12 protein-coding genes are annotated in these 11,812 nt (G+C 27.4%); 10 read left to right on the forward strand and 2 right to left on the reverse strand.

Features of this window, described 5'->3' with window-relative positions; all coding sequences use genetic code 4:
- The gene (locus AACL01_RS01080; protein WP_339023060.1) at nt 1-2,301 is read right to left on the reverse strand and encodes a lipoprotein; all 2,301 of its coding nucleotides are present in this window, start codon (nt 2,299-2,301) and stop codon (nt 1-3) included.
- Between the two features lie 79 nt (nt 2,302-2,380).
- Between AACL01_RS01080 and AACL01_RS01085 the strand changes: the two genes are divergently transcribed.
- From AACL01_RS01085 to AACL01_RS01130, 10 genes are all read left to right on the forward strand, one after another.
- Nucleotides 2,381-3,601 carry a cysteine desulfurase gene (locus AACL01_RS01085; RefSeq protein WP_339023062.1) on the forward strand — a complete coding sequence of 407 codons (1,221 nt, stop codon included), beginning with the start codon at nt 2,381-2,383 and terminating at the stop codon, nt 3,599-3,601.
- A 9-nt stretch (nt 3,602-3,610) separates the two neighbouring features.
- Nucleotides 3,611-4,003 (forward strand): iron-sulfur cluster assembly scaffold protein, encoded by a 393-nt coding sequence (locus tag AACL01_RS01090; protein WP_339023064.1) that lies wholly within the window; start codon nt 3,611-3,613, stop codon nt 4,001-4,003.
- Nucleotides 4,004-4,063: 60 nt separating this feature from the next.
- Nucleotides 4,064-4,396 carry a S1 RNA-binding domain-containing protein gene (locus tag AACL01_RS01095; protein WP_339023065.1) on the forward strand — a complete coding sequence of 111 codons (333 nt, stop codon included), beginning with the start codon at nt 4,064-4,066 and terminating at the stop codon, nt 4,394-4,396.
- Between the two features lie 49 nt (nt 4,397-4,445).
- On the forward strand, nt 4,446-5,726 hold the full coding sequence (locus AACL01_RS01100; RefSeq protein WP_339023066.1) for a glucose-6-phosphate isomerase: 1,281 nt from the start codon (nt 4,446-4,448) through the stop codon (nt 5,724-5,726).
- A gap of 15 nt (nt 5,727-5,741) precedes the next feature.
- Entirely contained in the window at nt 5,742-6,245 is a 504-nt protein-coding gene (locus tag AACL01_RS01105; protein WP_339023067.1) for a dUTP diphosphatase, read from the forward strand.
- Complete coding sequence (locus AACL01_RS01110) at nt 6,235-6,984, forward strand: RNA methyltransferase (protein WP_339023069.1); 750 nt, start codon at nt 6,235-6,237, stop codon at nt 6,982-6,984. Before AACL01_RS01105 ends, AACL01_RS01110 begins: the two co-directional genes overlap by 11 nt.
- Before the next feature lies 1 nt (nt 6,985).
- The gene (locus AACL01_RS01115) at nt 6,986-8,410 is read left to right on the forward strand and encodes an NADP-dependent glyceraldehyde-3-phosphate dehydrogenase (RefSeq protein ID WP_339023071.1); all 1,425 of its coding nucleotides are present in this window, start codon (nt 6,986-6,988) and stop codon (nt 8,408-8,410) included.
- A 1-nt stretch (nt 8,411) separates the two neighbouring features.
- Nucleotides 8,412-8,699 (forward strand): hypothetical protein, encoded by a 288-nt coding sequence (locus AACL01_RS01120; protein WP_339023073.1) that lies wholly within the window; start codon nt 8,412-8,414, stop codon nt 8,697-8,699.
- 66 nt (nt 8,700-8,765) lie between these two features.
- Entirely contained in the window at nt 8,766-9,002 is a 237-nt protein-coding gene (locus tag AACL01_RS01125) for a hypothetical protein (protein ID WP_339023076.1), read from the forward strand.
- A gap of 29 nt (nt 9,003-9,031) precedes the next feature.
- Entirely contained in the window at nt 9,032-10,828 is a 1,797-nt protein-coding gene (locus AACL01_RS01130) for a PTS transporter subunit EIIC (protein WP_339023078.1), read from the forward strand.
- Between the two features lie 40 nt (nt 10,829-10,868).
- On the opposite strand, the gene AACL01_RS01135 is transcribed toward AACL01_RS01130, so the two are convergent.
- On the reverse strand, nt 10,869-11,735 hold the full coding sequence (locus AACL01_RS01135) for an aldo/keto reductase (protein ID WP_339023080.1): 867 nt from the start codon (nt 11,733-11,735) through the stop codon (nt 10,869-10,871).
- Between the last annotated feature and the right edge of the window lie 77 nt (nt 11,736-11,812).

Here is an 11,812-nt window from a genome sequence, read left to right on the forward strand (position 1 = left end):
TTAGTTACCTCCATTTAAGTTATTATTAAAGTAATAATTTACTGTTAAATAACTTAAATTTGTTTTTGGTGTGGGTGTTGTAGTAAATCATCATTTGTTTTCAAGTTCTTTTAAAATAACCGCATATTCAAAATTATTTGTAAATAATTTTTTTGGATATTCTTTTTTTGTTTGTTTTTTAATAGATTCTTGTCAAGTTTTTAAGTTGTTTCTAAATGTAGATACTGGGTAAACACTTTTTCTAATTGTTAGTGTTTTAAGTGAATTAGAAAATATTTTTTTAATTTTTTTTACATATACTCCACTATCTTTATCATTTTCATCACCAAATTGAACAAACTCACCAACAAATTCATCAATACTTTCTGATTTCTTTTTAACAGTAGAAATTAAATTTTTAAAGTAATCAAAATATCCTAATGCTCAAGTATTTGAAGTTTCACCAACTGTATTAATTGAAGCAGATCAGTCTTTAACTTCTGACATTATGTCATAAGAAGTTATACTTCCAGTTTTGTCTTTAATTAATGAGTTGTTTGTAAGGTAGTGTAAATAGGGGTTTGTAATTGATTGATTCATTGTTTTGTAAATTATATTGTTGTCATCTGTAACATTTTGAATTGCTTCAACTTTTTTATTATCATCTAGACTATAAAATTGATTAAATCTTTTTAATTGTTCTAAAGTGTTTGTTTCAATAGTGTGATCTTTATCATATGATTTAACAAAACCTTCTTCTTTTGGAGTGTTGCTTTCCATTCAATGTTTGTAACCATCAATAGAAACAATGTGTAAACCATCACTTTCTACAAATACTAATTTACCAGGTGCTAACTCACCATACATTCCAGTTGTTGTTGCACCATCTGCAAGTGATTTACTTGCGTTTCGATTAATTTTTGCAAGTGCAGTTTCTAGTTTGAAATCTTTTGCATCATCAGTCATGTTAACAAAATCCTTTTTATCACCTAGATAGTCATAAACTGAATTTTTTAACATTTGTGTGAAATCAGAAGTGCTTGAACCTAAAGTTAAAAGTTTGCTGTATTTTTTTGCACTAATTTTTGCCCCATATTTATTAGTTAAACCAGAACTTGTAAATATTTGTGATCATTTTTTATCAATAGTTGAATCATATCCACCATCAGCCGCTAAACTATTTTGTTTAGCAAATAAATCTTTCATTAATTGATTAATTTTATCAGCTTCTTGTTCGGCACCACTTTTTGTGGTGAAGCTATCTTTACTAATTCCATTTTCAAAAGCATAACCATCAGCAAAACCAAAAATCAATTCACTAACAGCTACAGGAGCATTTGTATTATAGTATTGGTCTAAGAAATATCTTTGTGAGTTAGATAAAAATCCTCCACGAGTGCTTAAATCACTAGTACTTAATTTTGTTGTATCAAAAGGAACATTGTCGGCAACTATTTTTGTATCATCAATTTTATTTAGTTTATCTTTTACATCACTTTTAATATTTTTTTGTTCATCAAAATACTCAGAATCATATGTATTTTTTCAACTTTTTGTGTCCTGAGATGTTGCATTAATTATTTGCATAATTCATGGTTTTTTATCACTATCATTTATATTAGCTTCAAAATTTCCGCTTGCAATTCATCCTTTAATTGCATTTAAGTGTTCAATTACAGTTTGTTTAGTTACTCAAGAAACTCCAAGTTGATCTGTACCTAATAAAACATCTTTTAATATTGATGAAACATTGTTGTCACCATCTATCATTAAAGTATATTTGTATTTTTTCTCTAATAAACTTACATCTGCATCATCTGCATCATCTTGATATTGTGGAAATTTACCAACAAGATAATTTTTTCAATTTTTAGCTCAATGTTTACTATCGCTTTTCTTTTTATCATCTTTTTCTTCTTCAATTTTTTGCTCTACTTGTTTTTGTAGTGTAGCAAAACGATCTTTTAGGATGCTAATAAGATCTGTAAAGTAATAATTATCTGATCCTTCTTCAATTTCTTTTGATTTACCATCTTTATCGACACCCTTAAATTTATCAACGTTTGCTAAAAATGATAAATTCATTAGTGACAATAAGTCTTTATCGATTTGTTTACGAATTGTTGGATCATTATAAATTTTTTCTAAAAGTTCTAAAGAAGTTAGTTGAGTTTTCCCGTCAATATTACTGATGAATTTAGCAATTATTGAATTACCATTATCATCTTTGTGATAATCTGTTTTATGTTTACAAGAAACTAAAACTAATCCGCTTGTTGCGGACAAAGTTACTACTCCTAATAAGGAAATAAGTTTTTTCAATTTAATCGCTCCTTTTGCAATATTATTATTATATAAAAAAAAACAAAAAATAGATAAAATATTTTATATAAGGACAAATATGAAAAATCTACGAAACCATTTTTCCCATAATTTTCAAAAAAGTAAAAATATTTATTTTGATAATGCCTCAACAAGTTTCAAGTTAGACGCAGTTATTAATAAAGAAATTGAATTTTTGGAAAAAATAAATACAAACACACACAATGAAATTTCAAATGAATCATTTCATATGAATGAAAAAATCAAAGAGTTAAGAAATTTAGTATGCAAATTTATTAATGGCAATAATGCCAATGAAGTTTCTTTTAATTCAGGAACCACTTATTCATTAAATCAATTAGCATTTGGAATCAAAAGTGAGTTAACAAAAGATAGTGAAATTGTATTAACGTTTGCAGAACATTCATCTAATTTAATTCCTTGATTTGAGGTTGCTAAAGATTCTAAAGCAAAAATTAAATACTTGGAAACAAATAAAAATGGTGTTATTGATTTAAAAAAAATAAAAAATATTATTAGTAAAAATACAAAAGTTGTTTCTTTCGCTAATGTTTCAAACACCTTAGGGTTTGAAGGCGATGTAAAAAATATTGTTAAAGAAATTAGAAATATTAATAAAGATGTTTTGATTTTTGTTGATGGTGCTCAAAGTGTAGCACATTGTCAAACGAATGTGAGTGATTGAGATATTGATGCTTTTTGTTTTTCTGCGCATAAAATATATGGACCTTTTGGATTGGGCGTGTTATGAATTAATAATAGAGTTGTAGATAAAATCAAACCATTAACATATGGCGGCGGAGCGGTTGAAATTTTTGATTCGGAAAATGACTATAAGATAACTGATAGTCCATCGAAATTTGAAGCTGGGACACCGAATCTAGCCGCGATATATTCTTTTATAGAAGTGTTTAAATGATTTGAAACAATTGATTTTAATAATCTTTTAAATATAGAAAAAGAATTAAAAAAATATTTAGTATCGCAAATCAATCAATTGAAATTAGATGATATAGATTTTTTTAATTTAGATTCAGATCAACCAATTTTGATTTTCAGAGATAAAAATATAAACCCCCAAGATTTTGCTTTATTCTTAAAAGAAAAATATAATATTGTTTCGCGCTCTGGAGAGAATTGTGCCAAACTTATTTCTCAAATAATTGGTACTAAAAAAGTGAATAGAATATCAATAAGTTTCTTAAATACTAAAGAAGAAATTGATAAATTAATTGATGGGTTTAAAACAAAAGCAGAATGATATAAATATTCATTATAGGAGATAAAAATGAGTACATGATTAATGGATAACTATACAAATCCTGAATATAAGAAAACTTTAATTGGGGACAATGTTTTTTCTAAAAGATATAGTGCAAAATCATGTAACGATGACATAACACTATTTTTTGATATTAAAAATGATGTGATAAATGATGTTGGGTTTGACGGAGAAGGCTGTGCATTATCAATAGCATGTGCCAATTCCTTTTGTCGGTTAATAAAACAGCAAAATGTTGCTGAAGCAAAAATGCTTGCCAATAAATTTTTATTAGCAATAGAAAATAAAAAACTTACAGAAAATCTTGATAATGAACTTGCTAATTTTGAAAAAAATATAATAACAGGAAAAAGAAAAATTTGTTTATCAATTGTTCCAAATATAATTAATACTATTTAAATATTAATAAGCATATTTTTAGTTTTAAAGTGTATAATTTGATTAGGAGAATAGAAAGACATGTATAAAAAAGATCAAAAAATTATGGTCAAAGTTACAAGTATTGTAAATTATGGTGCTTTTTGTGAGACATTAGATCAAGGTGATGTTTGAAAAGGTTTAATTCATATTTCTGAGTTGTCAGATTTTTTTGTAAATGATATTTCTGAGTTCTTAAATGTTGGTGACGAAATTGAAGTTTCTGTTATTTCATCTATTGATGATAAAAGACAGTTAAAATTAAGTTACAAAGCTATAAGACCAGAGCTATTGAAAAAAGAACAAAAAATCGTTGAAACTGGAAAAGGTGCTGAAACTTTGAAAAACAATACTAAAAAATCTATTAGCAAGTAATAGATTTTTTTTTAAAAAAAATAGACAATATAATATAGGAGATATTAAGATGATCAAAATCAATTTAAAACATTCTTTTGTTGAAAAAGATGTAAAAGACTTTAACAAAAATAGAGTACAAGAGATTCATAACATGATTGAAAACAAAACTGGTGCTGGAAATGATTTTCTAGGATGAGTAGAGTGGCCATCAAATTATGATAAAAATGAATATGCCAAAATGAAACAAGTTGCAATTTCATTAAGAAACGAGATTGAAACATTGTTAGTGATTGGAATTGGTGGAAGTTATTTGGGAGCAAGGGCTGCCGAAGAAATGATCAGAGGATTATATAACAAAGATAAAGTGGAAATTATTTTTGTTGGTAACACAATCTCATCAACTTACATGGCAAACTTAGTTGATTATTTAAAAAACAAAGAATTTGGAATTGTTAATGTTTCTAAATCAGGAACAACTACAGAACCAGGAATTGCTTTTAGAGTATTTGAAGAAATTTTAATTAAAGAAAAAGGTCAAGAAACTGCTAAGAAAAGAATTGTTGCAGTTACTGATAAAGCCAAAGGTGCATTAAAAACTTTAGCTGATTCAAAAGGTTATGAAAGTTTTGTAATTCCAGATGATATTGGGGGAAGATATTCAGTACTTACTCCAGTAGGTATTTTTGCATTAATGGTTTGTGGTATTGATACAGATGTTATGATGAAAGGTGCATTAAGAGCGCAAAAAGATTTAAACACTGTTAACAATACAGCATACGAATATGCAGTTGCAAGATATTTATTACATACTCAGAAAAAATTTGCTGTTGAAGTTTTAGTCTCATATGAATTACAAATGCAAGTATTTACAGAATGATGAAAACAATTATTTGGTGAATCAGAAGGTAAAGATGGAAAAGGTTTATATCCTTCAAGTTGTGTATTCTCAACAGATTTACATTCATTAGGTCAATTTATTCAAGAAGGAACAAAAAATTTATTATTTGAAACTGTTATTAGAGTTAAAACACCACAACAAGATTTAAGTGTTCCTAAATTAAAAGATGATTTAGATGGTTTAAATTATTTAACTAATAAATCATTTCATGAAATTAACAATATTGCATTAGAAGGTGTAATTGATGCTCATACAAATGATGGAAAAGTTCCAAATATTATTTTGGATTTTGAAAAAATGGATAGCGAAATGTTTGGTTATGCATCATATTGATTTATGAAAGCTTGTGCAATGAGCGCTTATTTATTAGAAATTAATCCATTTAACCAACCAGGGGTTGAAATTTATAAAAAAAACATGTTTAAACTATTAAAAAAACCCGGTTATTAGAAAGAAGGTTTTAAAATGTTAAGCAAAGAAAATTTACTTTTAATTTGTGAAAAACAAAAAGAATTAGATTTTTATATTTATAAAAAGAAAAAAATAATTATGAACAAAAAACTATACAATCAAAAAGCAATTGCTTTGATTGTTGAATTTTTTGAATTTTTAAATGAAACAAAATTTTTTAAATATTGATCAAGCAAAAAAAATGTTGTTGATCATGCAAAAATTGTTGAAGAATTTGTAGATGTAATTCACTTTGCATTTTCTATTGGAAATAATCTTAAATATGATTTTGCAAAACATAATTTTATAAGTAAAACTTCTACTTTAGAAGAAGCTACATTGAAATTTGTTGAATCATTTACAAATTTAATAAAAGAAAATACTACTAAAAATTTTTCAAGTATGTTTAATAGATTATTTAATATTGCTGAATTACTAAAAATTAGTGAAACTGAAATCATGGAAGTGTATTTAAAGAAAAATAAAATTAATATTGAAAGACAAGATAATGGATATTAAAACGATTACTAGTACAAAAAATGATTTGATTAAAAATTTAATTAAATTAAAATCACAACCAACTAAAGAAATGTATTTTGTTGAAGGGAAAAACATTGTTAAAGAGACACTTGCAAAAAACATTGTTATAAAAGTTTTTTGTGTTGAAGAAGAAATAACAGTTACAAAACAATACAATGTTGAAACAATTATTATTTCTAAAGCAGTTGCTGATAAACTAAGTGAAGTTAAGACAAACCAAGGAATTTTTGCAATATGTAAAATTAACCAGTCAGAAATAGATTTTAATAGCAATGTTTTAATTCTAGATAATATACAAGATCCTGGTAATATGGGAACTTTATTAAGAAGCGCGGCAGCATTTGGTTTTAAAACAGTAATTGCTTCAGAAACTAGCACAAGCTTTTTTAATCAAAAAACGATTCGCTCTGCTCAAGGAAATCATTTAAGTTTAAATTTGATTAAAGCAAATCTTGAGGAAATAATTGAGATATTAAGAAGGGCGAATTATAAAATTATTGGGACCTTTATTAACCAAAAAAATGATGTAAATATTATTAACAATAACAAGTTAGCTTTAATTCTTGGAAATGAAGGAAATGGAATTGACTTGAAATTTAAGGCAATGATTGATTATAATATATTAATTGAAATGAATAATAATGTTGAATCATTAAATGTTGGTGTAGCAGGATCAATAATTATGCATGATTTCTTTAATCAAAAAAATAGGAGTTAAAATGATTGAATTTAAAGCATTAATAAATGGTGAATTTGTTAAAACTACTAAAAAATTAGAAATAATTTCACCAGTTAACAATAATGTGGCTGGTGTTGTAAGTTCACTTGTTAAAGAAGATATTGATAAAGCATATAAAGTTGCTAAAATTGCGCAAGAAGAGTGAGCTAATAAAAAATTAGTTGATAGAATTAAATATATTAATTCATTTAAAGAATTAATTGTTAAAAACAAACAAAGAATCGCTGAACTGATTATGATTGAAATTGCTAAATCTAAAAAAGATGCACTTGGTGAAGTTGAAAGAACTGTGGAGTTAATTGAATTTACAATTGAAGAAGTAAAAAGGATTTATCCAATCGCAAAAGATGGTAAAGCATTTGGTATTGAAAACAAAATTGGTATTTTTGAAAGAGAACCACTAGGAGTAATTTGTGCAATCTCACCATTTAACTATCCATTTAATTTAGCACTAGCAAAAATTATCCCAGCACTTTTAGTTGGTAATGCTGTTGTTTTTAAACCAGCAACCCAAGGTTCTTTAGTGGGATGTTTCTTAGGTGAATTAAGCGTACTTGCCAAATTTCCTAAAGGAATCTTTAATGTGGTAACTGGTAGGGGTAGAGATATTGGTGATGAAATTGTTTCTCATGAAGAAATTGATATGATATCATTTACTGGTTCAGTTGCTGTTGGAAAACATATTCAAGCAATTGCTAAAACTGCCAATATTGTATTAGAACTTGGAGGAAAAGATCCAGCAGTTGTACTTGATGATAAAGATTTGGAACACTATGCATCTGAAATTGTTGCGGGAGCATTTGGTTATTCTGGACAAAGATGTACTGCAATTAAAAGGGTGATTACTACAAACGAGATTGCTGATAAATTGGTTCCGATTTTAGTTGATAAAGTAAACAAATTAACTGTTGGGAATCCAGAAAAAAATTGTAACATAACACCATTAATTGATACTAAAACAAAAGATTATGTTTTAGGTCTAATAACCGAAGCAAAAGAAAAAGGTGCAAAAGCACTTAATGGTGATCGCAGCAAAGGTAATTTGGTTTGGCCAACACTTGTTGATTATGTAACAACTGAGATGAAATTGGCATGAGAAGAACCTTTTGGACCAGTACTGCCAATCATTAGAATTGACAAAATTTCAGAAATTGTTAAAGTAGTAAATGAATCAAATTTTGGTTTACAAGCTAGTTTATTTACCCAAAACATAAATGATGCCTTTATTATTGCTAAAAAACTAAAAGTAGGAACAGTTAATATAAATGGTAAATCACAAAGAGGACCAGATAATTTTCCTTTTTTAGGAATTAAAGATTCTGGTGTTGGTGTTCAAGGTATTGAAGAAAGTATTTTAAGTATGACAAGATACAAAGGAATAGTTATTAACTATAGAGGAGAATAAAATGGAAATTATTACATTAGTACTAGAAGAAGCCGACAAAGTAGATAATGTTAAATCAATAATTGCAATTATTTTAATGGCAATAGGTTTTGTTTTAGCAACAACATTTATTTTTTTAACAATTAATTTTAGAAAAAATAGAGTTATGAAAAACTTTGAAAATGACCGTAGTAAAATTCAGTCTTGAAAAGATTTTATTAAACTAAATATTTATCCATTTTTAGCAATTATGGGAATAATTATTTTAGTGGTTGGTATCTATTTAGAAATTACCTCACATCATCATTAAATATAAACAAAATGCACTTGCATTTTTTTTGTTTTTTTGTATATTAATAGGGAGAGGTATTGATTTATGAATACTAAAGAAATAACTTACCTAGGAGCTATTATTTTTTTGCTAATTGTTGAAGTTATTTTGTTGTTATTTTATTTTTATTTTAAAAATAAACGTTCTCATCAGATATACTTTAAAGCACAAAAAAGTAGTGAGTCTCTTTGAGATTTTACTAAAAAACACTTATTATCATTTTCAATGATTTTTGTGATGGTTTTAATAATTTCTTTTGTAATGTTATGAATTAGTAATTAATACCTCGACTAGAAAAGAAAGGAATTAAAATGAATTCTAAACAAAAAACAAAAACAAATGTTTTTGCTCAAATAATGCCAACACTTTCAAAACTTGGTAAATCATTTTTACTTCCAATTGCCTTACTTCCAATAGCTGGATTATTTTTAGCAATTGGAGCAACTATTACAGCAAAAATTACTAATCATGATGCATTTTTCTATGTTATTGGAGACATAATGAATAAAATGGGTAACGTGGCTTTTGCTAACTTACCAGTATTTTTTGCAATTGCAGTTGCGATTTCATTTACAGGAGATTCAGGTGTTGCAGCTTTAACTGCTGTGCTTGCATTCTTAGTATTTAATGCATTTCAAACTCCATTAATAAAAGATATGGGGGCAGATAAATTTAAAATTTTATTTATAAAAGATATAGATAAGGGTTTATTTACAGACAATTTAGGTGTTCATTCACTAAATACTGGGGTTTTTGCCGCAATATTTGTTGGAGCTATTTCTGCAAAAATGTATAACAAATTTCATAAAACACAATTGCCAGCAGCAATTGGATTTTTTTCGGGTTCTAAATTAGTTCCAATTGTTACATTCTTTGCAATCATTCCTTTATCAATAATTTTCTTAATTATTTGACCATTCATTGGTAAGGGATTATCAGCATTCGGAACATGAACTGGTTCGCTTCCAAACGGAGTTTCTTCATTAATTTATGAAATTATTGAAAGATCATTAGTTCCATTTGGATTACACCACGTTTATTATTCACCATTATGATGAACTGGAGCTGGAGGAGATTTATTAAAATCACTTCAAGATTTTTTAAATAAAGGTCATCAAACATTTGCAGATGGTAAATCAGTTCAAGATGCTATAAATGCAATCATTAATAATAAAGATGCTTCATCTCCTTTAGGTGATCAAACAATTATTATGTGAATTATTGGTCACTCAAACTTAATGACATTTGCTGATGCTAAAGAAGTTGGATTAAATCTAGGTCAATTTATGACTGGTAAATTTGGATTTATGTTATTAGGATTGCCAGCTGCTGCTGTTGCAATGTGATTAACAGTTCCAAAAGAAAATAGAAAACAAGTTATGGGGATTTACTTCTCAGCAGCATTCTGCTGTATGTTGACTGGTATTACTGAACCACTAGAATATACATTCTTATTCGTGGCCCCTTGATTATTTTATGGAGTACACATGCCATTGGCTTCAATCGCATTCTTCTTATGTGGATTAATGCAAGTTCATATTGGGCAAACTGTTTCAGGAGGATTAATTGACTTCGTGGTATTTGGAATAGTACCTTGAGCAGGTGGAAACAACACTAATGCAATTCACATATTCTGAATTGCACCGTTAATGGGAATTCTATATTTCTTTGCATTCTCATTTGCAATCAGATTTGCAAATAGTAGAAGATTAAAAGCTGGTTTAACTGAAATTGAATTACCAGGATTTGGTAATGAAATGGCACTAAAAACTAAAGCAGACTTTATTGCTAAAAAAGAAGGTGCAGTAAGTGCTGAACCTTCAGAATTATATGATGTTAACAATCCTAAAGCAGTAAAAGCATTTAAATTAATTGCATGTTTTGGTGGAGAAGAAAATATTGAAAATGTTGACTCATGTGCATCAAGACTAAGAATTACAGTTGTTGATGGATCAAAAGTTGACGTTGAAGGTATTAAAGCCTTAGGTGGATGTAATGGTGTTCTTGTTAAAGGGAAAGCTATTCAAGCAGTGTATGGTGGAGAACAAGAAGTTATTAAACCATATATGAAAGAAATTCTTGTAAAAATGAGAAACCAAAATAACTAATTTATCAAAATAAAAAAAGGTCATTGACCTTTTTTTTGATTTAAATTTCTCCAGTAATTTTTACAAATTTACTTACTAATTCAGGACCTTGAACTGATTGGTGTTCAAACATACTTGATTTTTTAGTATCTAATGATTTAATTTTTTCTAAATCATCAGCATCCAATTTAAAGTCGAAAATATCAAAATTTTGTTTAATACGTTCTTCGTTAACTGATTTAACAGCAAAGGGGATGTTTCTTTCTAATAATCATCTTAAGATTACTTGTGCTGCTGACTTGTTATATTTTTTTCCAATACTTACAAGAATCTCATTTGTAAAGATATTATTTTTTCCTTCAGCAAATGGTGCTCACGCTTGGGGAACAACATTGTATTTATGGTTAACTGCAACTGCTTCTTCTTGTTGGAAGAATGGATTGATTTCTATTTGGTTAACTGCAGGTATAACTCCTGATTCATTTAATAAACAAATATCGGCTAATCTTCCTGGATAAAAGTTTGATACTCCAATTGATTTAATTTTTCCTTCTTTTTGTAAATCAGCTAAAGCACGATATGCTTCATGATAATTTGAAAAAGGTTGGTGTAATAAAACTAGATCAACATAACTCATTTGTAATCTTTTTAATGAGCGTTCAACAGAAGCTTTAGTTTTTTCATAACCGAAGTTTGAAACTCAAACTTTAGTTGTGATAAATAATTCCTCACGTTTTAAGCCACATTTTTTAACTGCATTACCAACAGCTTCTTCATTATAGTATGCTTGGGCAGTATCAATTAAACGATATCCTGTTTTGATTGCTGCTAACACAGCTTCTTCACATTGTTTTGCATCTTTTATTTGGTAAACACCAAATGCAACCATTGGCATTTTATTGCCATCATTTAATTTTATATAATTCATTTTTTTAACCTCACTTATTAATATTAATACTTATAGTAATTAAAGACAATAAATATTATAAAATATACTAAGAAGGT

The organism is Spiroplasma endosymbiont of Crioceris asparagi (assembly GCF_964020035.1).
In the GTDB taxonomy this organism is placed as follows: Bacteria; Bacillota_I; Bacilli_A; order Mycoplasmatales; family Mycoplasmataceae; genus TIUS-1.